Source organism: Afifella marina DSM 2698, from assembly GCF_900102695.1.
Classification (GTDB): Bacteria; Pseudomonadota; Alphaproteobacteria; order Rhizobiales; family Afifellaceae; genus Afifella; species Afifella marina.
Genome location: NZ_FMVW01000007.1, coordinates 121,730 through 142,259 on the forward strand (window position 1 = coordinate 121,730; position 20,530 = coordinate 142,259).

Here is a 20,530-nt window from a genome sequence, read left to right on the forward strand (position 1 = left end):
GGACGAGATCGATGATCACCCGCCGCTCCGCATTGATGGGTGCCGCCAGTGCTGCCACAGCCGCCTTTCTGGCGAGCGCTCCTGCCCGTGCCACCGAGAAGGCCTCCGACGGCCTCACCCCCGCGACCACGGTCGGCGATCTACCGCGCGTGAAGGGCAAGCTCGTCACGCCGCCGCATGTCATGGCGCATGACCAGGTGGCCAAGGGCGGACCCAAGATCGTCGAATTCAAGATGACGGTGCAGGAGAAGAAGGTCGTCGTCGACGACCAGGGCACCGAATTCCAGGCCATGACCTACGAAGGCTCGATGCCCGGACCGACGATGGTGGTGCATGAAGGCGATTATCTGGAGCTGACCCTCGTCAATCCGGAAACCAACACGATGCCGCACAACATCGATTTCCACGCCTCCACGGGCGCGCTCGGCGGCGGCGGCCTCACTCTCATCAATCCGGGCGAGCAGACGGTGCTGCGCTTCAAGGCCTTCCGCCCCGGCGTCTTCATCTACCATTGCGCGCCGACCGGCATGGTGCCCTGGCACGTCGTCTCCGGCATGAGCGGTGCGGTCCTGGTTCTGCCGCGCGACGGCCTCAAGGATGGCGACGGCAAGCCGCTCAAGTACGACCGCATCTACACGATCGGCGAATTCGATCTCTACATCCCCCGGGACGAGGACGGGAACTACAGGACCTATGACAGCCCCGGCGAATCCTATTCCGATACGCTCGACGTGATGCGCGGCCTCATCCCGACCCATGTCGTCTTCAACGGCAAGGTCGGTGCGCTGACCGGCGAAGGCGCCATGACGGCAAAGGTCGGCGAGACGGTGCTCTTCATCCATTCCTGCGCCAACCGCGACAGCCGCCCGCATCTCATCGGCGGGCACGGCGACTGGGTGTGGGAGAACGGCAAATTCGCCAATGCTCCGCAGAAGGATCAGGAGACCTGGTTCGTGCGCGGCGGCAGCGCGGCGGCGGCCATCTACACCTTCCGCCAGCCCGGCATCTACGCCTACGTCAACCACAACCTGATCGAGGCGGCGGAGCTCGGTGCCACCGGCCATGTGAAGGTGGAAGGCGACTGGGACAACGACCTGATGATGCAGGTGAGCGCCCCCGGCCCAATCTCTGCCTGAAGATCCGACGACGACCTTCCCGCTGACCGACAGGCCGGCGGAGCGGCCCGCCATGCCCCCCGGCGGGCCGCCTAACCCCAAAAGAGCGAGGAGGGGACGATGCAGCTTCATAAGACGCTTCGCGACGCCATTGCCTCAGGCGCACTCCTCCTCGCCTTTTCCGGTTCCGCCCTCGTCGCGCCCGCCTCTGCCGCGGATGAGACGACGGATGATGCCGCATTCGTGCGCATCGAGAGCCAGGAAGTCGCCTATCGGCCCTCCGGCGAATTTCTCCGCGGCAATCATCCCGTCGATCCCCCGCTTGCGAAGATCAGACCAGAGCGCGCCTTCTTCATCATGAAACGGCAGGTAACGCGCGGCGAATATTCCGCTTGCGTCGCCGCGGGCGCCTGCCGGGCGCTGGACGAGGCGGGAGACGCGGCGCTCCCCCTCGTCGGCGTCAGTTACGACGATGCAATGGCCTACGCCGCCTATCTGTCGGAGGCGACCGGCGACCATTACCGCCTGCCGTCGGACGAGGAATGGGCGATCGCAGCCGGCTCGCGCTTTCACGACGATGGACTCGGCGTCACGACCGATACGGACAATCCGGCGGAACGCTGGCTTGCAAGCTATGACGCGGAGGCCGCGCGCGCCCGCAAGGTCGAGGCCGAACCGCGCCCCATCGGCAGCTTCGGCGAAAACGAGAACGGCCTCTTGGATGTCTCAGGCAATGTCTGGGAATGGACGTCGACCTGTTTCACGCGCCACCGGCTCGACGAAACCGGCGCGTCGAAAAGCCATGAAAGCTGCGGCGTGCGCATCGCCGAAGGCGAACACCGCGCCTATCTAACGAGCTTCGTGCGCGACCCATCGGCCGGCGCCTGCTCGGTCGGCATCCCGCCCGCCAATCTCGGCATCCGGCTGGTGCGCGAAGACAAAGGCTTCTTCGGACGCATCGGCGAAGTCTTCGGCTTCTGAAACGAGCGGCAGATGCGCCTCGCCCCGGCAATGCACAGGGGCGCGTCAATCGATGGACCGAGCCTCAAACGTCGAGATTGGCCACCTGCAGCGCATTCGTCTGAATGAACTCGCGCCGCGGTTCGACATCGTCGCCCATCAGCCCTGAGAAGATCATCTCGGCCGCGTCCGCGTCCTTGACCGAAACCTGCAGAAGCGAGCGGCTTTCCGGATCGAGCGTCGTCTCCCAAAGCTGATCGGGGTTCATCTCGCCGAGCCCTTTATAGCGCTGCAGCGTGATGCCCTTTCGCCCGACGGCGAAGACGCCCTCCAGAAGCTGCATCGGCCCGAACACCGTGCTGTCGACCTCTTTGCGCCGCAGCCTTGCCGGCTCATCAAAAACCGACATCAGCGACTGAGCATGATGATTGATCGACTTCGCATCGGCCGATCCGATGAGCCCCGAATCGAGGCGCACGACCTCGGTCACGCCGCGCAAGGTGCGCTGCAGGAGCACGCCGCCGTCGCGGATCTCGCCCTGCCAGCCCTTTTCCGTCTCGTCGGCCATGCGATCGAGGCGTTCGGCCGTCTTGGCGGCGATCTGCAACGCCTCCGCCGGCACCGCCATGCGCTCCGCATCGAGGGCGCCGGCAAGCGCTGCCTGCTCCACGACGGCACGATTGTAGCGCGAATGCAGCCGATCGAGTGCGGTACGCAGGCCCCGCGCCTCGTCGATGATGGCGCGCAGATCCTCGAGCGCCCGCTCTTCGCCGTGCGCCAGCGTCAGAACCGTTTCGTCCAGACCGCCGCGGATCAGGTAATCTTCAAGCGCCCGCTCGTCCTTCAGATACTGCTCGGAACGGTTGCGCGTCACCTTGTAGAGCGGCGGCTGCGCGATGAAGATGTGCCCGCGGTCGATCAGCTCGCGCATCTGCCGGTAGAAGAAGGTCAGAAGCAGCGTACGAATATGCGCGCCGTCGACATCGGCATCCGTCATGATGACGATGGTGTGGTAGCGCAGCTTGTCGGGGTTGAATTCTTCCTTGCCGATGCCGGTGCCAAGCGCCGTGATCAAGGTGCCGATCTGATCGGAGGAGAGCATCTTGTCGAAGCGCGCGCGCTCGACATTGAGGATCTTGCCTCGAAGCGGCAGAACGGCCTGATAGCCGCGATCGCGGCCCATCTGCGCCGACCCGCCGGCCGAATCACCCTCAACGATGAAGATTTCCGATTTGGAGGGATCGCGCTCCGAACAATCCTTGAGCTTGCCGGGCAGCGAGGAAATGTCGAGCGCGCCTTTGCGGCGGGTGAGATCGCGCGCCTTTCTGGCTGCCTCGCGCGCAGCGGCGGCTTCGACCACCTTGCTGACGACGATCTTGGCTTCCGCCGGATGCTCCTCGAACCAGGTGGAGAGCGCCTCGTTGATGACCGATTCCACCACCGGCCGCACTTCGGAGGAGACGAGCTTGTCCTTGGTCTGCGAGGAAAACTTCGGATCGGGCACCTTGACGGACAGGACGCAGGAAAGCCCTTCGCGGCAATCGTCGCCGGTCAGGGACACCTTCTCGCGTTTGACGATGCCGGAACTCTCCGCATAGGCGGAAACCTGCCGCGTCAGCGCCCCGCGGAAGCCGGCGAGATGCGTGCCGCCGTCGCGCTGCGGGATGTTGTTCGTAAAGAGAAGCACCGTCTCGTGGTAGCTGTCGTTCCACCACAGAGCCGCCTCGACGGTGATCCCGTCGCGTTCGTGATAGACGGTGATCGGTGCCGGCATCAGCGGCTTCTTCGACCGGTCGACATAGCGCACGAAAGCTTCAAGGCCGCCTTCATATTCCAGAAGCTCCTCGCGCACATCCGCATGACGGCGATCGGTGAGACGGATCTTCACGCCCGAATTCAAGAAAGCGAGCTCGCGCAGGCGGCGCTCCAAGGTGTCGAAGTCGAACTCCGTCATCGTGAATGTTTCGGTCGAAGGCATGAAGGTGACTTCGGTGCCGGTCATATCGCCCGCATCGCCGATCACCGCGAGCGGCTGCTCGGCGACACCGTGCACGAACCGCATCTCGTTGATTTTGCCGTCGCGCCAGATCTTGAGCTTGAGCCAGGAGGAGAGCGCATTGACGACGGAGACGCCGACGCCGTGCAGACCGCCGGAAACCTTATAGGAATTCTGGTCGAACTTCCCGCCGGCATGCAGCTGCGTCATGATCACTTCGGCAGCCGACACGCCCTCTTCGGGATGCAGATCGGTCGGAATGCCGCGGCCGTTGTCCATCACCGTGACGGAGCCGTCGGAATTGAGCGTGACCGACACTTCGGAGGCCCAGCCCGCCAGCGCTTCGTCGATGGCGTTATCGACGACCTCGTAGACCATATGGTGCAGGCCCGAGCCATCATCGGTATCGCCGATATACATGCCGGGTCGCTTGCGCACGGCATCGAGGCCCTTCAGGACCTTGATGGAGCCTGCCCCGTAATCTGACGGGAGGCTAATGCGTGGCGTCTCGGGTGTGTCCGTCATAGGCTTCCGAATCGGCTAGAGAGATGAGTTTTCCCCTTATAGATGGGGATTGTGGCAACGCCAATGAAGGTGGTGCGCCATGCTTTTCGCTTTCCTCTCTTAAGCGCCCAAAAGCCGCCCGTCGACAACCTCGATGAACTGACCGCTGTCATTGACGGCGGAAAAGAGCGCCTTGTCGGTGCCGGTGAGGAAACTCTGCCCGCCGAGCGCCTCGAGCCGGGCGAGAAGCGCCGCCCGCCGTCCCTCGTCGAGATGGGCGGCCACCTCGTCCAGGAGCAGAATGGGCGTCATCCCCGCAACGCGGGCAACGAGCTCCGCCTCCGCCAGGATGATGGCAAGAAGCAACGCCTTCTGTTCGCCGGTGGAGGAAAGTGCAGCCGGCGCATTCTTGGCGGCAAAGGTGACGGCGAGATCGGAGCGATGCGGTCCGGAAAGGGTTCGCTTGGCGGCGCGGTCGCGCCCCCTCTCAGAGGCGAGCGCGGCGCGGTAGGCCTCCTCCGCCTCGCTTGCCGAACGGCCCACAACCAGCCCCGCCTCGAAATCGCCCTCAAGCGCAAGCCCGGCGGAGGGAAAGGCCGAGGTCTCGCCATGAGAGGCGATCAGCCCGGCAAGGAGCGCCACCGTTTCCTGGCGGGCGAGCGATACGGCAAGCGCCGCCTCGGCGAGCTCCGTCTCAACGGCCGAAAGCCAGCGCGGCCCGGCATCGTCCTCAAGCAGGCGGTTGCGGCTTGAGATGAGCCGGTCGAAGGCGCGCACCCGCGCCCCGTGCCCCGGATCGATGGCGAGCGTCAGCCGGTCGAGAAACCGCCTTCGGTCTCCCGGCGCGCCGGTGAAGAGCCCGTCCATGGCCGGCGTCAGCCAAAGCACCCGGCAATATTCCGACAAGGCTTCCGAAGAGGGGGCCGTCGCCCCGTCGACGCGCACTTCGCGGCTTGCCTCTTCCGCCGACCGCAGCCCGGTACCGACGCGCCTAACCTCCTCGCCGGCAGCGATATCGGCCGCAACCGCCCAGCCCCCGGCACCATCGGTGCGGGCGACCGAGCCGAGTTTTGCACGCCTCAGGCCGCGGCCGGGCGACAGGAAGGACACGGCTTCCAGGAGGTTGGTCTTGCCGGAACCGTTGCGGCCGGTGAGAACGACGAGCCCCGGCCGGAGGTCGCAGGCGACCGCCTTATAATTGCGAAAGTCCGTCAGCTTCAGGGAAGCGAGCGTGACCTGCTGACAAGCCGCAGGTGCCGCGATCATGACCTCACACGCGCATCGGCATCAGCACATAGAGCGCGTCGCCGCCCTCTTTGTCGCAAATGAGCGTCGGCGATCCCGGATCGGCGAGCTCGAAACGTGCTTCGCCCGTCGTCAGCTGGTCGGCGATGTCGAGGAGATAGCGCGAATTGAAGCCGATCTCCAAAGGCTCGGCATCATAATCGACATCGATCTCGTCGGTCGCACTGCCGGAATCCGGGTTGTTGACGGTCAAGACCAGACGCCCTTCGGAAAGCGCCAGCTTCACCGCGCGGCCGCGATCGGAGGAAATGGTCGAGACCCGGTCGACGGCGTTTTTGAAGACGTCCTTGGAGACGACCATCTCTTTGTCGTTGCCGGACGGGATGACCCGCTCGTAATCGGGAAACGTGCCGTCGATGAGCTTGGAGGTCAGCACGATCGAACCGGCGCTCAAACGGATCTTGGTATCGGAGAGTTCGAGCGTCACATTGGCGTCGCCGTCCTCCAGAAGCCGCTGCATCTCGCCGATCGTCTTGCGCGGCACGATGATGCCGGGCATCTCGTCGCTGCCGTCCGGCGCGGTCATTTCCGCCTTGGCGAGACGGTGCCCGTCGGTCGCCACGGCGCGCAGACGCCGATCCGGCCCCTCGCCCGCGACGTGGAAGAAGATGCCGTTCAGGTAATAGCGGGTCTCTTCGGTGGAGATCGCAAACTGCGTGCGCTCGATGAGACGCCGCAATTCGCTCGCCGTCAGGGAGAAGCGCACCGGAAGCTCGCCCGGATCGAGGTCCGGGAAATCGGAATCCGGCAGCATCTGCAATTCGAAGCGGGCGCGCCCCGCCATCAATTTCATGGTGCCGCCGTCGCCGGTCGTCAGAGAGATCTCCGAGCCTTCCGGCGCCTTGCGCACGATGTCGTAGAGCATATGCGCCGGCACGGTGGCGGCGCCCGGCTGCTCGACCATCGCCGGCATCCGATTGGACACCTCCAGATCGAGGTCGGTGGCTTTCAAGAGCACGCCGCCCTCGACCACGCGCAACAGCACATTCGACAGGATCGGAATGGTGTTGCGCCGTTCGACGACGCGATGGACGGGGGTCAGGGCTTTCAGGAAGGCAGCCCTTTCGATCGCAACTTTCATACCGGCATTCCAGGAATTGGAGGGCCCGAAGCCACTGCGGATACGGGTGCATCGCAGCGGCGGGCGGTCAAATTGGCGCGCCTCACTGACAAAAGCAAGTGCGCGTGGCCGCTTGTGCGGAAGAACCAGGAAGGGAGGCGCCGGTGGAGGAAGAAATCGCCGGCGCCGGAGGCCTTAATCCTGCAACAATCGGCGCAGGAGCTCGATCTCGTCGGAAAGCTTCTGATCGGCTCCGACAAGTCCCTCGATCTTGCGCACGGCATGCAGGACCGTCGTGTGGTCGCGCCCGCCGAAGCGCTTGCCGATTTCCGGAAACGAGCGCGGCGTCATGGTCTTGGCGAGATACATAGCGATCTGCCGGGGCCTGACGACGGTGCGGGTGCGGCGCGCGGAGACGAGATCCTGCCGGCTCACATTGTAGTGGCGGGCGACGATCTTCTGGATGTCTTCGATGCGGATGCGCTTCGGCTCACGGTCACCGATGAGATCGGCGATCGCCAGTTCGCAGGCGTCGACCGAGATCGGCTGGTCGGAGAACTGGGCGCGACAAATCAGCCGGTTCAGGGCGCCATCGAGATCGCGCCCGTTGCTCACCACCATGCGGGCGATGAAATCGAGCACATTGTCGGGCACCTGGATCTTGGGATCGCGCTCGCGGGCGGCCGCCAGACGAAGATCGAGGATCTTGCGACGCATCGCCGTATCGGGGCGTGCCATGCCGACGACCACGCCACCCTTGAGGCGCGAGCGTACGCGCTCGTCGATCCCGTCGAGCTCGCCCGGCGCGCGGTCGGCTGCGACGACGACCTGCTTGGAGCTGTCGAGAAGCGCGTTCAGCATGTGGCAGAATTCCTGCTGCACGCTGCGGCCCGTCAAGAACTGCATATCGTCGATCAGGAGGATGTCGATCGAGCGCAGCTTTTCCTTGAAGTCGAGTGCGGCCTTGTCGCGAAGGGCGGCGACGAATTGGAAGGTGAAGCGCTCCACCGTCAGATACATCACCCGCCGCTGCGGATGCATCTTGCGCGTCTCATGCGCGATCGCCTGCAACAGATGCGTCTTGCCGATGCCGACACCGGCATGGATGTAGAGAGGATTGTAGAGGGGGGGTGCACCGTCGGGCGCCGTGGCGACGGCACGGGCCGCGCGGAACGCCACCTCGTTGGAAGCGCCTTCGCAGAAGCTCGTGAAGGTCAGCCGGGAATCGAGAGGCGAACCGGCAAAGCGATCTTCCGCATCCTCCTGCGCGGCCTGAGGCTGGACCGGCGCGGGTTCAGAATGCACAACTTTGACTTGCGCAGGAAACTTGAGAGGGCTGCGCTTGACGACGTCCACCCGGCGCACATCGCCATATTCGGCGTTCCAGAGCGCCACCAGGCGATCACTGTAATGACTCTTGATCCATCCCTTCAAAAACAGGGTCGGCGCCGAAAGGCTGACGACACCCGCCGCAACCCCGTCGCATTCGATGCGCGCAAACCATGACGTAAAGACATCGTCACCGAGCTCCGTCCGGAGCCGCTTTTTGACGCGCGCCCAGGCTTCGTCCCAGTCACGCCGCTCGACGTCTGTCTCCGCCACGTCCTGCTCCTTCATGATTTTCGCCGCCTCTGCAGACATACTGCCTCGTCCTCCTTGCGCCGGGCGCTGACGCGCCAGGCCTTTCACCTCATGCACCCGAACCACAGTCACGACTGTGTCCAGGGCAATCCCACCGCTTTCCAGCCGTTGATCTGCCCGCGATGTCCAGCCTCGTTGCGGTCCCCCTCGAACCCTCCCGAAACGTTGAAACATGGGCCATACCCTGCCGCCGTCATGGCCGCCGCTGCTGCAGCGGAACGCACTCCCGACCGGCAGATGAAATAGAGCGGCACCTCCTGCCCAACCCCAGCCTCCCCAAGGGCTGCCACAAGCTTTCCGGCAAACTCCGGATCGACCTGTTGCGTGGGAAAAGATTGCCACTCTGCTAAGAAAAGCTGGCGCCCCAGGGGCGATAGATCCGGGAGACCGACATAGGCCCATTCGGCACGCGTGCGCACATCGATCAGCACGGCATCCGACTCTGAGAGAGCCTTCCAGGCCTCCTCCGGTCCGACGTCACCCTGATAAGCCGCTGTACGCAAGACAAATGCCTCCTGTCCGCCCGAGTCATGACCCGGCCGCCCAAAACACCCGTAAGAGGGGATCCCAGCCTTTTGATTTTGACGGTCTTGAAAGACCGCCGCGACGGAGAGAACCGCAGGCTTCGGCCCGCCCAGGCGCAAGGCATCCACCACGCCAGGAAGGATTCCTGGCGCCGTTCGGCTTCACCTTTTGCTGAGGGCATTCGGGTCGCCCCGTCGTGGCGATCTAAAAACCACAGAGCAGAGGGGGGGGCAACCACCGAATCCGCCGCAGACGGAACGAACTAAAAACGACTCCGACATGACCTTCGGGAAGACCGTCCCAGCGTCGCACCGCAAGCCCTTGGAGTCTCAGAGTCTTGAGCAATATGTGCGTTTTCGGCAACGGCTTTCGAAGCGAGTCAGAATCGTTGCCGCGCAATTGGGCTTGACTCCCAATCCGGTCCAAAAATCCGGGTCCAGACGTCCGTCTTGCCCATAAACTTTTGTTAATAAAAGGATAATTCTGACAGTGCGGCTCAACCAGACTCTGCCGGGAGCGTTCGACGCCGGCCGCAAAAAGGGCACTGCAGCGTCTCTTTGGCTATGTGTGGAAAGCGGGCAAAGCCCGCCCTGCCATGTCATCTCAGGCGAAGGCGGCGCGCCGAAGACGCCGCCAGGTTGCGTTCAGCCGAGGGCCTTCACGCGCTGTGCCAAACGCGACATCTTCCGCGCCGCGGTGTTCTTGTGCAGGACGCCCTTGGAAGCGCCGCGCATCAATTCCGGCTGCGCCTCGCGCAGAGCGCTCTGGGCGGCCTGGGAGTTGCCCGAGGCGATGGCCTCTTCGACCTGCCGCAGGAAAGTGCGCAGGCGCGAACGCCGCGCCTTGTTGGTGGCCGTGCGCTGCTCGATCTTCCGAGCAGCCTTCCTGGCCGAAGGTGTATTGGCCATATCAAGATCCGTTCGTTGCCAATTGAAGGGCTCTGTCGGCGCCGACAATTGTCGCTTCGGCCCAACAGAAAGCGCGGCCGTAAACGGCCGCGTTGTCGCCCGATGCTATAGTTGCGCCCTGCCCGGCAGTCAACGGCAAGCTCCACCTGCCGCAAACAAGCATTTTTACGCGACCTGAGCGACACAGACTAGCCCCGCCGTTGTAACTCCCGTCACCGGGGCAAAGGCCCGACTTTCCTCGTCGCCTCGGTCGCCGAAAACGAAACGGCCGCATCCGCGGCCGCTCCCTCTTACAAATGCTGCGTGCGAAGCCTCAGATGATCGCTTCGGCCGAGCCGAGATTGGCGAGAGCCCGCCGCGCCATGACGGCGACGAGGTTCGCCCGGTATTCGGCCGAGCCGTGAATGTCACCCATCATCAGATCGGGATCGACGCTGAGGCCTTCAAGCGCATTGGCGGAGAAATCGCCGGCGAGCGCCGATTCCGCAGCTTGCCAGCGGAAAACGCCTTCATTGCCGGCCCCGGTGACGGCGACGCGGACCGAGCCATCGCGATGGCGTGCCACGAAAACTCCGGCCATCGGATAGCGCGAGGCGGGATTGCGGAACTTCGCATAACCCGCCGTCTCCGGAATGGCGAAGCTGACGCCCGTCACGATCTCGCTTTCCTCCAGCGCCGTCTCATAGAGCGCCGTAAAGAAATCGTCGGCCGCGATCTCGCGGCTGTCGGTCATGATCGTGGCCGCAAGCGCGAGCGCGGCTGCGGGATAATCGGCCGCCGGATCGTCATTGGCGATCGAGCCTCCGAGCGTGCCGCGATGGCGCACCTGCGCATCCCCGATCGAGCCGGCGAGTGCGGCAAGCGATGGGATCGCCCGCTGCACCTCGCTGGAGCCCGCGACCTCCGCATGCGTCATGCCGCCCCCGATCCGGACCCGGTCGCCTTCGACCGAGATCCCCTTCATGGAGCCGATGCGGGTGAGATCGACGAGAACGTCATGCGCGGCCAGCCGCTGCTTCATGGTCGGCAGCAAGGTGTGACCGCCGGCGAGATAGGCGGCATCGGACGCTTCCTGGAACAAGCGCCGGGCCTCTTCCACGCTGTCTGCACGCTTATAGGTGAGAGAATACATGGGCTTTGCTCCTATTCCGCCGCCTGCCGCATCGCCGTGGCGCCGGCCCGCAGGGCCCGCCACACCTTCTCCGGTGTCGCCGGCATGGAAAGGTCGTTGTTGTCGATCGCATCGGTGATGGCGTTGATCACCGCCGGCGGTGTGCCGATGGCGCCCGCCTCGCCGCAGCCTTTCATGCCGATCGGATTGGACGGACAGATCGTCTCCGTGGTCGACACCTTGAAGGACGGCAGGTCATGCGCCCGCGGCATGGCGTAGTCGTTGTAAGACGCCGTGATGAGCTGGCCGCTCTCGGGATCGTAGATGCAGCCCTCCAGGATCGCCTGGCCGACGCCCTGCGCGATGCCGCCATGCACCTGGCCCTCGACGATCATCGGGTTGATGATCCGACCGAAATCGTCGGCCGCCACGAACTGGATGATCTCGGTATGGCCGGTATCGGGATCGACCTCCACCTCGCAGACATAGGCACCGGCCGGGAAGGTGAAGTTCGCCGGATCGTAGAAACTCCCCTCCTTGAGGCCCGGCTCCATCCCCTCCGGCAGATTGTGCGCCGTATAGGCGGCAAGGCAGACCTCGTGCCAGCCGAGCTTCTTGTCGGTGCCGGCGACCCGAACCTCGCCATCGGCGATCTCGATATCGCCCTCGGCCGCCTCCAGGAGATGCGCGGCAAGTTTTTTCGCCTTCGCCTCGACCTTGTCGATGGCCTTCGAAATCGCCGACATGCCGACGGCGCCGGAACGCGAGCCGTAAGTGCCCATGCCGAACTGCACCTTGTCGGTGTCGCCATGCACGATCGAGACATTGTCGATCGGCACGCCGAGCCGCTCGGCAACGAGCTGGGCGAACGTCGTCTCATGCCCCTGGCCGTGGCTGTGCGAGCCGGTCAGGACTTCGATCGTGCCGACCGGATTGACCCGCACTTCCGCCGATTCCCAAAGTCCGACACCGGCGCCGAGCGAGCCGACTGCCTGCGAGGGCGCGATGCCGCAGGCCTCGATATAGCAGGAGAGCCCGATACCGCGGAGCTTGCCGCGTCGCGCGGCCTCCGCCTTGCGCTCGCCGAACCCGGCATAATCGGAGGCCGACAGAGCCGCGCTCAGCGAGGCTTCGTAATCGCCGGCGTCGTAATTCATGATCACCGGCGTCTGATGCGGGAATTCGCGGATGAAATTCGTCCGCCGAAGTTCCGGCGGCGCCACGCCGAGCTCGCGTGCCGCCGTCTCCATCATCCGTTCCACGACATAAGTCGCTTCCGGCCGCCCAGCGCCGCGATAGGCGTCGACAGGCGCGGTGTTGGTGTAGACGCCGCGCACATTGCAGTGGATCGTCGGGATATCGTACTGCCCCGACAGAAGCGTGGCGTAGAGATAGGTCGGCACCGAGGAGGAGAAGAGCGACATATAGGCGCCGAAATTGGCGATCGTGTCGATCTTGAAGGCGGTGATGCGGTTGTTGGCGTCGAAGGCCATTTCCGCGACCGTGACATGGTCGCGGCCATGCGCGTCGGTCAGGAACGCCTCAGAGCGATCACCGGTCCATTTCACCGCAAGCCCGGTCTTGCGCGCCGCCCACAGGCAGGCGACCTCTTCCGGATAGATGAAGATCTTGGAGCCGAAGCCGCCGCCGACATCCGGCGCGATCACCCGCAATTTGTGTTCCGGAGCGACATTGTAGAAGGCGGAGAGAACGAGCCGCGCCACATGCGGGTTCTGCGACGTCGTCCATAAGGTGAAATGATCTTCCGCCGCATCGTATTGGGCGAGCGCCGCCCGCGGCTCCATGGCGTTCGGAACGAGACGGTTGTTGACGATCTCCATGCGCGTGACATGGGCGGCCTCCGACAGGGCCTTGTCGGCCGCGGCCTTGTCGCCGATTTCCCAATCGTAGATGAGATTGCCCTTCGCCTCGGGATGAAGCTGCGGGACACCCTCGCCCAGCGCCTTTGCCGGATCGGTGATGGCGGGGAGCTCTTCCCATTCCACCGCCACGACATCGGCCGCATCGCGGGCCTCGGCCCGCGTTTCGGCGATCACCATGGCGACGGCCTGACCGACGAAGCGCACCACCTCCGGCGCCAGCGCCGGCCATGCGCCCATATTCATCGGCGTACCGTCCTTGGAATGGACCATCCAGCCGCAGATGAGATTGCCGATGCCGTCGGCGACAAGTTCGGAGCCTGTGAGAACGGCGAGCACGCCCGGCATGTTGCGCGCCTGTTCTGAATTGATGCCGCCCACCTTCGCGTGGGCATAAGGGCTTCGCACGAAAGCGACATGCTTCATGCCGGCGACGCGCATATCGTCGACGTATCGCCCCTTACCGGTGATGAATCGCTTGTCTTCCTTGCGCGCGACCCGCGCGCCGATGCCATCTTGAGCCATGTTTCCTCCTTCGGCCGCGCCCTTTTGCCGGACCCTTTGTCGGGTCTCTTGCGGGGCGGTCCGGATCCAAGATCAACGCGTCTATTCGGCGGCCTGGCGGACCTCGCCATGCATCTCCTGCGCCGCGGCGAGGATCGCCTTGACGATGTTGTGGTAGCCCGTGCAGCGGCAGATATTGCCCTCCAGCTCGTGGCGCACCGTGTCCTCGTCGAGCTGCCCCTCGTGCCGGCGGATGATATCGACGCCGGACATGATCATGCCGGGGGTGCAATAGCCGCATTGCAGACCATGATGCTCCTTGAAGGCGGCCTGCAGGGGATGCAGCTCGGCGCCGTCGGCGAGCCCTTCGATCGTCGTGATGGACGTCCCGTCCGCCTGCGCCGCAAGGATGGTGCAGGATTTGATCGCCTTGCCGTCGAGATGCACGACACAAGCACCGCATTGCGAGGTGTCGCAGCCGACATGCGTGCCGGTCAGCTCCAGATCTTCGCGCAGAAAGTCGACGAGGAGGCGGCGATCTTCCACCTCCTTGGAGACCTGACGGCCATTCACCGTCATCGTCACAGTGACCATTGAAACCCTCCCTATGAGTTTTGTTATGGGGGCGTGTCGCCCGTTATTCAGATCGCGGCCGGGAATGCGGCCGCCACCTCAAAAGATTGCCCAGAGCGCGATCAGAACGAGGATCGCGATAAAGCCCCAGACCATGGGCCCGCCGAGGAACCCGCCGGCGGCGCGTTCTTCGACAGCCTCCTCGGCCTCTTCAGCGGCATGCTCCAGCTCATGGGCCGCATGCGAGAAGGCCGATTCATGCTCGCCCTCGCGTCTGGCCTCGCTGCGGGTACCGGTCGCGGTCTCTTGGACGCCCACTTCCGGCACGCCTGTCGCAAGCGGCGGCACCGTGGCTCCGGGGATCGCCGCCATGTCCGCAGGTTCTGAGAGCGCGGCTTCATCGGCCGTGCCGGCAGCCGGGGCCGCCTCATCGGCCTTGATGGTGTGACCGCCGGCCTTTTCGGCGAGGCAGGAGAAAAACTGGTCGGCAAGCTTCTTCGCTGTCGATCCGACGAGGCGATTGCCGAGCTGGGCGAGCTTTCCGCCCACCTGCGCATCGGCATCGTAGGTCAGGATCGTCGTCTCGCCCTCTTCGGCAAGGCGCACATCCGCGGTTCCCTTGGCAAAGCCCGCGACCCCGCCCTGGCCTTCGCCGGCGATCCGGTAGCTTTCGGGAGGGTTCATATCCTGCAGTTCGACGGTGCCGTTGAAGGTCGCCTTCACGGGCCCGATCTTCGTCGTCACCCGCGCGGCGAGGCCGCCGGTTTCCGTTTGATGGAGTTCTTCGCAGCCGGGCAGGCATTCGCGCAGCACGTCCGGATCGTTGAGGAGCGCCCAGACCTTCTCTCGCGGCGCCGTGATCACGTATTCACCGGTGAGTTTCATACTGCCTCCCTACGCCCCCTTGTTGATTGCGTTCGATTGTGCACACAGGCCCATTCATACTCAACTGGCAAACAAACCCCGGCAAAGGCTATTTGATGGCAAGACCGGAGACGACAAGGCCGGAGACAACAAGGGACCTCATGCCACTCAGCCAACTGCCCGCGCCGCTCGATACGCTGATGACGATCGCGATCGCCGCCGGGGAGGCCATTCTCGAAATCCATGACGGCGACCTCGCCGTGGAAAAGAAGGCCGATTCATCACCCGTATCCGCGGCGGATCGGGCGAGCGAAAAGCTCATCACCGAAAAACTGCGCGACGCTTTTCCCGACATCCCGATCGTCGCCGAAGAGGCCTGCTCGGAGTTCGGGCCGCCCGAATGCGGCAACCGTTTCTTCCTCGTCGATCCGCTTGATGGCACAAAGGAATTCCTGAGCGGCAGCGGCGAGTTCACCGTCAACATCGCGCTCGTCGAAGACGGCCGTGCGGTCGCCGGCGTCGTCTACGCGCCGGTGCTCGGCAAGTTCTTTTGCGGCCTCAAGCAGGAGGCCTGGCGCGGCGAGGTGGAGCGCCCGTCGGGCAAAGTCGCCGACATGCAGGCGATCGGCATCCGACCGGTGCCGTCAAGGCCGATCGCCGTCGCCAGCCGCTCGCACATGTCGCCGGAGACAGCCGCGTTTCTCGACCGTTTCGAAGCCGCGGAGACGCGCTCGATCGGTTCTTCGCTCAAATTCTGCCTGCTTGCTGCGGGCGAGGCGGATTTCTACCCCCGTCTCGGTCCGACCATGCAATGGGACACGGCGGCCGGCCAGGCCGTTCTGGAGGCGGCCGGCGGCCAGGTTCTCAACCTCGACGGCACGCCGTTTCTCTATGGTCGCGAACACGAAGGAGGGCCGCGTCCGTTCCAGAACCCTTATTTCCTGGCGATCGGCGACCCGGCGCTCACAGACACTCTGATCGGCAATCGTGCAGACTGACCCCCTTCCGGACGACGCCGCCTTCCAGCCGCAGGTTCTTGCAAGCCGCGGCCACGAGGATTACGCGCTTCTCGACAGCGGCAACGGCCGCAAGCTCGAACGCTTCGGGCCGATGCTGCTCGATCGGCCGGAGGAGCAGGCGATGTGGGCGCCCTCTCTTGCCGAAAAGCAATGGCAGCGGGCCGACGCCGTCTTCACCGGCGACGTGGAGGAGGAAGGCGCCGGACGCTGGCGGCAGAACGCCAATGAGACGGAATGGACCTGCCGTCACGGCGCGCTCGCCTTCACCTGCCGCCTCACCTCGTTTCGCCATGTCGGCGTCTTCCCCGAACACGCCGTGCATTGGAATTTCGTCGAAGAGCGGCTCAAGGGACTTGAGGCGCCGAAACTCCTCAATCTCTTCGGCTATACCGGCATCGCCTCGCTCGTCGCCGCGCAGGCCGGCGCCCAGGTCACCCATGTCGACGCCTCCAAGAAGGCGATCGCCTGGGCCCGCGAAAATCAGGCGCTATCAGGGCTCGATGACAAGCCGATCCGCTGGCTCCTCGACGATGCCGGCAAGTTCGCCGCCCGCGAGGTGCGTCGCGGCAATCTCTATGACATGATCCTGCTCGATCCGCCGAAATACGGCCGCGGGCCGAAGGGCGAGACCTGGCATCTGTTTGAGGATCTGCCGGAGATGCTGAAGCTCTGCGCCCAATGCCTGAAGCCCGGGGGAACGCTGATCCTGACGGCCTATGCCATCCGCGCCTCATATCTCGCCTTGCACCAGCTTGCGGCCGATATCGTCGGCGGCAGGGTCACGTCCGGCGAAATGGCGCTCCTTGGCGAAGGCCGCGCAAAGGCCTTGCCCACGGCCCTATATTGCCGGGCGGAGAAACCACAATGAATGAAGCCGAGGAAGAGTGGCGCCCGGGCTTTCACCGCGTCACCAGCCCGTCGAACCCCATCGTCAAACAGCTCTCGGCCCTTTCGGCCAAGAAGAAGGAGCGCGACCGCACCGGCCTCTTTCTGGGCGAAGGTCTGAAGCTCGTGCGCGACGCGCTGGAGACGGGATTTCGCGTCCATGACTTCATCGCCTCCGCAGACAGCCTGCAAGAGGGTGCGGTTGCCGATACCGCTGCCGCCGTCAAAGGGGCGGGAGGGCGCGTTCTGTCCGTCAGCCGTCCGGTGCTGGAAAAGCTCTCGCGCCGCGACAACCCGCATTCCGTCATCGGCGTCTTCGAGCAGAGGCTGGCGCCCCGCAAGGAGATCGGCCGCGAAGGCCTGTGGATCGGGCTCGACCGCATCCGCGATCCCGGCAATCTCGGCACCATTTTGCGCACGGCCGATGCGGCGGGCGTCGCGGGCGTCGCGCTGATCGGCGAATGCTGCGATCCGTTTTCGCTGGAAACGGTGCGCGCTTCCATGGGCTCCTTCTTCCACGTGCCGCTGGCGACCGCCGACGAGGCAGCCTTCCTCGCCGCAGCAAATGCCAATTCGGCCCGCCTCCTCGGCACGCATCTTTCGGCCACAGAGGATTTCCGCGAGGCGGATTATACGCCACCCCTCGTCCTCGTCATGGGCAATGAGCGCCAGGGTCTGACCGATGCGCTCGCCGAAGCCTGCGACGGCCTTTTGCGCATCCCGATGCGCGAAGGCGCCGATTCCCTCAATCTCGCCGTCGCCACCGGCTTGATGATCTACGAGGCGCTGAAACATCCGCAAAACGCCGCAGCCTTGGGAAAGGCTCAACCTTTACGAAGTACGGGCCGTTGATGGCCGCATGCCGCCGAGACTATATGTGTCCGAAACCCGCGCTTCTCGCCTGAGAAGCCCCACGCCTGGCAGGAGTTGAACGTGCAACCACCGAGCGAACCGACCCGCCTCGTCACCGTTTTCGGGGGCTCTGGCTTTTTGGGCCGTCATGTCGTGCGTGCCCTTGCTCAGCGGGGCTGGCGCATCCGCGTCGCCGTGCGGCGCCCAGATCTCGCCTTCCACCTGCGCCCGCTCGGCTCGGTCGGCCAGATCGTCCCGATGCAGGCGAATTTGCGCTACCCCTGGTCGGTGGAGCGCGCCCTTGACGGCGCCGACGCCGCCGTCAATCTGGTCGGCATCCTCTACCAGGGCGGGGCCCAGAACTTCGATGCCGTACAGGCGAAAGGTCCGCGCACCATCGGCGAAGCGGCGAAGGCCGCAGGCGTCGATGATATCGTCCATGTCTCCGCCATTGGCGCCGACGCGAACTCCGACATCCCCTATTTCCGCAGCAAGGCGGAAGGCGAAGCGGGGCTGCGCGAACATCGGCCGGATACCGTCGTCATGCGTCCGTCGATCGTCTTCGGGCCGGAAGACGAGTTCTTCAACCGCTTTGCCGGCATGGCGGCGATGTCTCCGATCCTGCCGATTATCGGCGACGGCAGCTCGCGCTTTCAGCCGGTCTTCGTCGGCGATGTGGCCGAGGCGGTTGCCAAGAGCCTCGAAGGCAAGGCGACGCCCGGCGCGACCTACGAGCTCGGCGGCCCGGAGGTTTTGACCTTCCGCGAATGCATGGAACTCATGCTGAAAGTCATCAACCGCCGCCGCAAGATCGTGTCGATCCCTTTCAGCGTCGCCAAGCCGATGGGCCGCATCATGAGCAAACTGCCCTCGCCGCCCCTCACCTACGATCAGGTGCGTCAGCTCCGGCTCGACAATGTCGTCTCGGAAGAGGCGAAGGCGGAAGGCCGCACGCTCGAAGGCCTCGGCATCGACCCCGCCGCGCTGGAGCTGATTCTCCCGACCTACCTCGTGCGCTTCCGCGACCACGGGCAGTTCGCCGAGAAGCATCCCGTCTGAGGCAAGGCCGGAGCGCCAGCCGTCACCAGGCGGCGCGCCGAAGATACCAAAAATGCTGAAGCGGCGGGACGAGCTCCCGCCGCTCTGCAGAGATCAGGCGCAGAAATCAGCCCCAGAGCCAGAGCCCGATAAGACCAGCCGTGCCGACGGCGATGCGCCACCAGGCGAACGGCGTGAAGCCGTGGCGGGAGACGAAGTCGAGCAGGCTGCGCACCACGACGAGGGCCGCCGCGAAGGCGAAGATGAAGCCGACGCCGATGATCACCGCATCGTCGGCGGACAAGAGCGCGCGATTCTTGAAGAGGTCATAAGCGAAGGCGCCGGCCATCGTCGGCATGGCGAGAAAGAAGGAAAATTCCGCCGCCGAACGCTTGTCGCAGCCCATCAGAAGCGCGCCGGCAATGGTCGCGCCGGAGCGTGAAACACCAGGGATCATCGCCAGGCACTGGAACACGCCGATCTTGAAGGCGAGCCCCGGCGGATAACGCATCGCGTCATGATGGACCGGCTTCAGGTCCAGCCGGTCGATGAACGCGAGAATGATGCCACCCACAATCAGGGTGATACATATCAAGACCGGCGTCTCGAATAAGACATTCTTAATAAAATCGTGCGCGATGACACCTATGACTGCGGCCGGCAGGAAAGCGAGGAGGATCGCGATGACGAAGCGCCTTGCGTCGGGACTCGTCGGAAGTTGTGTCGCCATGCGCCACAACCGCCCGAAATAGACCGACAAAATGGCCAGAATGGCGCCCAGTTGGATGAGCACTTCGAAGGTCTTGCCCGTCGATTCGAAGCCCAGAAAATGCCCGGCCAGCAGAATGTGCGCTGTCGACGAAACCGGAATGAACTCCGTCAGCCCTTCGATCAAACCGAGGAAAGCGGCATCAAAGATGGTTCCGATATCCAAGCTCTTTCCTTTCCCACATAGGCGAGCGCCCAACCTTCGCCCGATTGCGCCGCCATGGCAAACGCACGCCCGCGAATCGTCGCGAGCGTGCGGCTCCTACCATGCCGCAATGAGCGTTCCCATTTCCTTTCACCAGTTTGATAGCCAGCCCCGCTGATGATCCGGCTTTACCACCATCCGTTGTCCGTTCCCTCCCGCTTCATCCGTCTGGCGGTGGGGGAATGCGAGCTCACATGCGAGTTGATCGAGGAGCGCCCCTGGGAGCGCCGTGAGGAATTCCTTCTGATGAACCCGGCAGGCACCCTGCCGGTGATGCAGGAAGACAACGGCCCGCCGATCGTCGGCGCCTGGCCGGCCTCTGAATATCTCGACGAGACCCGCGGCTTTGCCCTCGACGAACACCGGCTTCTGCCGGCAAGCGCCGATGGCCGCGCCGAGGTGCGCCGGCTTCTCGACTGGTTTCTCGGAAAGTTCGATCCCGAGGTGACGGTCTATCTCGCCGAAGAGCGGGTCATCAAACGCGAGATGTCTCGCCTCGGCATGGATTCCTCGCCCGATTCCTCGCTTCTGCGCGCCGGCCGGGCTAATATCCGCATGCATTTGCGCTATATCGACCACCTGATCGTGGAACAGAGCTGGCTTGCCGGCGACCGCATGAGCTACGCTGATCTCGCCGCAGCAGCAGCACTTTCCGTGGCCGATTTTCTGGGTGAGGTGCCCTGGCAGGAATACGAGGAAGTCAAGGATTGGTACGCGAGGATCAAATCGAGACCGTCCTTCCGGCCGCTCCTCAACGACCAGATGCGCGGCGTGGCGCCGCCGGCCCATTACGCCGATCTCGACTTCTAGACGCGGA

The 20,530-nt window shown here is 64.4% G+C and carries 18 protein-coding genes; 7 read left to right on the forward strand and 11 right to left on the reverse strand.

Annotated elements, in window-relative coordinates:
* Positions 1–11 precede the first annotated feature (11 nt).
* Positions 12–1,136, forward strand: coding sequence for a copper-containing nitrite reductase (gene nirK / locus BLP76_RS14350; RefSeq protein ID WP_092814710.1), 1,125 nt, complete (start codon positions 12–14; stop codon positions 1,134–1,136).
* Positions 1,137–1,235: 99 nt separating this feature from the next.
* Positions 1,236–2,096 carry an SUMF1/EgtB/PvdO family nonheme iron enzyme gene (locus tag BLP76_RS14355; protein WP_092814713.1) on the forward strand — a complete coding sequence of 287 codons (861 nt, stop codon included), beginning with the start codon at positions 1,236–1,238 and terminating at the stop codon, positions 2,094–2,096.
* Between the two features lie 64 nt (positions 2,097–2,160).
* Here BLP76_RS14355 and gyrB read toward each other — a convergent pair whose 3' ends face one another.
* The 10 genes from gyrB to BLP76_RS14405 form a co-directional block, all read right to left on the reverse strand.
* Positions 2,161–4,596: a DNA topoisomerase (ATP-hydrolyzing) subunit B gene (gene gyrB, locus BLP76_RS14360; protein ID WP_092814716.1), complete on the reverse strand. Its 2,436-nt coding sequence runs from the start codon at positions 4,594–4,596 to the stop codon at positions 2,161–2,163.
* 99 nt (positions 4,597–4,695) lie between these two features.
* Positions 4,696–5,841 (reverse strand): DNA replication/repair protein RecF, encoded by a 1,146-nt coding sequence (recF, locus tag BLP76_RS14365; protein WP_092814719.1) that lies wholly within the window; start codon positions 5,839–5,841, stop codon positions 4,696–4,698.
* 4 nt (positions 5,842–5,845) lie between these two features.
* On the reverse strand, positions 5,846–6,961 hold the full coding sequence (gene dnaN / locus BLP76_RS14370) for a DNA polymerase III subunit beta (RefSeq protein WP_092814722.1): 1,116 nt from the start codon (positions 6,959–6,961) through the stop codon (positions 5,846–5,848).
* 174 nt (positions 6,962–7,135) lie between these two features.
* Positions 7,136–8,581, reverse strand: coding sequence for a chromosomal replication initiator protein DnaA (dnaA, locus tag BLP76_RS14375; protein WP_244514593.1), 1,446 nt, complete (start codon positions 8,579–8,581; stop codon positions 7,136–7,138).
* 68 nt (positions 8,582–8,649) lie between these two features.
* Positions 8,650–9,084, reverse strand: coding sequence for a rhodanese-like domain-containing protein (locus BLP76_RS14380; RefSeq protein WP_092814884.1), 435 nt, complete (start codon positions 9,082–9,084; stop codon positions 8,650–8,652).
* A gap of 666 nt (positions 9,085–9,750) precedes the next feature.
* Positions 9,751–10,014, reverse strand: coding sequence for a 30S ribosomal protein S20 (rpsT, locus tag BLP76_RS14385; RefSeq protein WP_092814887.1), 264 nt, complete (start codon positions 10,012–10,014; stop codon positions 9,751–9,753).
* Positions 10,015–10,327: 313 nt separating this feature from the next.
* On the reverse strand, positions 10,328–11,146 hold the full coding sequence (locus tag BLP76_RS14390; protein WP_092814725.1) for an FAD binding domain-containing protein: 819 nt from the start codon (positions 11,144–11,146) through the stop codon (positions 10,328–10,330).
* 11 nt (positions 11,147–11,157) lie between these two features.
* The gene (locus tag BLP76_RS14395; RefSeq protein WP_092814728.1) at positions 11,158–13,530 is read right to left on the reverse strand and encodes a xanthine dehydrogenase family protein molybdopterin-binding subunit; all 2,373 of its coding nucleotides are present in this window, start codon (positions 13,528–13,530) and stop codon (positions 11,158–11,160) included.
* An 81-nt stretch (positions 13,531–13,611) separates the two neighbouring features.
* Positions 13,612–14,103 carry a (2Fe-2S)-binding protein gene (locus BLP76_RS14400; RefSeq protein WP_092814731.1) on the reverse strand — a complete coding sequence of 164 codons (492 nt, stop codon included), beginning with the start codon at positions 14,101–14,103 and terminating at the stop codon, positions 13,612–13,614.
* Positions 14,104–14,181: 78 nt separating this feature from the next.
* Positions 14,182–14,967, reverse strand: a complete 786-nt coding sequence (locus tag BLP76_RS14405; RefSeq protein ID WP_092814734.1) for an SRPBCC family protein — start codon at positions 14,965–14,967, stop codon at positions 14,182–14,184.
* Positions 14,968–15,107: 140 nt separating this feature from the next.
* On the opposite strand from BLP76_RS14405, the gene cysQ reads away from it, so the two are divergent.
* From cysQ to BLP76_RS14425, 4 genes are all read left to right on the forward strand, one after another.
* Entirely contained in the window at positions 15,108–15,944 is an 837-nt protein-coding gene (gene cysQ, locus BLP76_RS14410; protein WP_171904409.1) for a 3'(2'),5'-bisphosphate nucleotidase CysQ, read from the forward strand.
* Entirely contained in the window at positions 15,934–16,833 is a 900-nt protein-coding gene (locus tag BLP76_RS14415) for a class I SAM-dependent methyltransferase (RefSeq protein ID WP_200170613.1), read from the forward strand. The genes cysQ and BLP76_RS14415 overlap by 11 nt, the downstream gene beginning before the upstream one ends.
* Positions 16,830–17,702, forward strand: coding sequence for a TrmH family RNA methyltransferase (locus BLP76_RS14420; protein ID WP_092814739.1), 873 nt, complete (start codon positions 16,830–16,832; stop codon positions 17,700–17,702). The genes BLP76_RS14415 and BLP76_RS14420 overlap by 4 nt, the downstream gene beginning before the upstream one ends.
* A gap of 81 nt (positions 17,703–17,783) precedes the next feature.
* Positions 17,784–18,761 carry a complex I NDUFA9 subunit family protein gene (locus BLP76_RS14425; protein ID WP_092814893.1) on the forward strand — a complete coding sequence of 326 codons (978 nt, stop codon included), beginning with the start codon at positions 17,784–17,786 and terminating at the stop codon, positions 18,759–18,761.
* A 106-nt stretch (positions 18,762–18,867) separates the two neighbouring features.
* Here BLP76_RS14425 and BLP76_RS14430 read toward each other — a convergent pair whose 3' ends face one another.
* Positions 18,868–19,674 carry an undecaprenyl-diphosphate phosphatase gene (locus BLP76_RS14430; RefSeq protein WP_092814742.1) on the reverse strand — a complete coding sequence of 269 codons (807 nt, stop codon included), beginning with the start codon at positions 19,672–19,674 and terminating at the stop codon, positions 18,868–18,870.
* A gap of 156 nt (positions 19,675–19,830) precedes the next feature.
* Here BLP76_RS14430 and BLP76_RS14435 point away from each other — a divergent pair, with 156 nt between their 5' ends.
* Positions 19,831–20,523 carry a glutathione S-transferase family protein gene (locus tag BLP76_RS14435; protein WP_092814745.1) on the forward strand — a complete coding sequence of 231 codons (693 nt, stop codon included), beginning with the start codon at positions 19,831–19,833 and terminating at the stop codon, positions 20,521–20,523.
* The last annotated feature ends 7 nt before the right edge of the window (positions 20,524–20,530 follow it).

Excerpts from the sequence above, each read along its gene's own strand:
- dnaN (WP_092814722.1), bottom strand. The coding sequence starts at position 6,961 with ATGAAAGTTGCGATCGAAAGGGCTGCCTTCCTGAAAGCCCTGACCCCC.
- BLP76_RS14400 (WP_092814731.1), bottom strand. The coding sequence starts at position 14,103 with ATGGTCACTGTGACGATGACGGTGAATGGCCGTCAGGTCTCCAAGGAG.
- BLP76_RS14355 (WP_092814713.1), top strand. The coding sequence starts at position 1,236 with ATGCAGCTTCATAAGACGCTTCGCGACGCCATTGCCTCAGGCGCACTC.
- BLP76_RS14405 (WP_092814734.1), bottom strand. The coding sequence starts at position 14,967 with ATGAAACTCACCGGTGAATACGTGATCACGGCGCCGCGAGAGAAGGTC.
- nirK (WP_092814710.1), top strand. The coding sequence starts at position 12 with ATGATCACCCGCCGCTCCGCATTGATGGGTGCCGCCAGTGCTGCCACA.
- BLP76_RS14420 (WP_092814739.1), top strand. The coding sequence starts at position 16,830 with ATGAATGAAGCCGAGGAAGAGTGGCGCCCGGGCTTTCACCGCGTCACC.
- gyrB (WP_092814716.1), bottom strand. The coding sequence starts at position 4,596 with ATGACGGACACACCCGAGACGCCACGCATTAGCCTCCCGTCAGATTAC.
- BLP76_RS14395 (WP_092814728.1), bottom strand. The coding sequence starts at position 13,530 with ATGGCTCAAGATGGCATCGGCGCGCGGGTCGCGCGCAAGGAAGACAAG.
- rpsT (WP_092814887.1), bottom strand. The coding sequence starts at position 10,014 with ATGGCCAATACACCTTCGGCCAGGAAGGCTGCTCGGAAGATCGAGCAG.
- recF (WP_092814719.1), bottom strand. The coding sequence starts at position 5,841 with ATGATCGCGGCACCTGCGGCTTGTCAGCAGGTCACGCTCGCTTCCCTG.
- BLP76_RS14435 (WP_092814745.1), top strand. The coding sequence starts at position 19,831 with ATGATCCGGCTTTACCACCATCCGTTGTCCGTTCCCTCCCGCTTCATC.
- cysQ (WP_171904409.1), top strand. The coding sequence starts at position 15,108 with ATGCCACTCAGCCAACTGCCCGCGCCGCTCGATACGCTGATGACGATC.
- dnaA (WP_244514593.1), bottom strand. The coding sequence starts at position 8,581 with ATGTCTGCAGAGGCGGCGAAAATCATGAAGGAGCAGGACGTGGCGGAG.
- BLP76_RS14390 (WP_092814725.1), bottom strand. The coding sequence starts at position 11,146 with ATGTATTCTCTCACCTATAAGCGTGCAGACAGCGTGGAAGAGGCCCGG.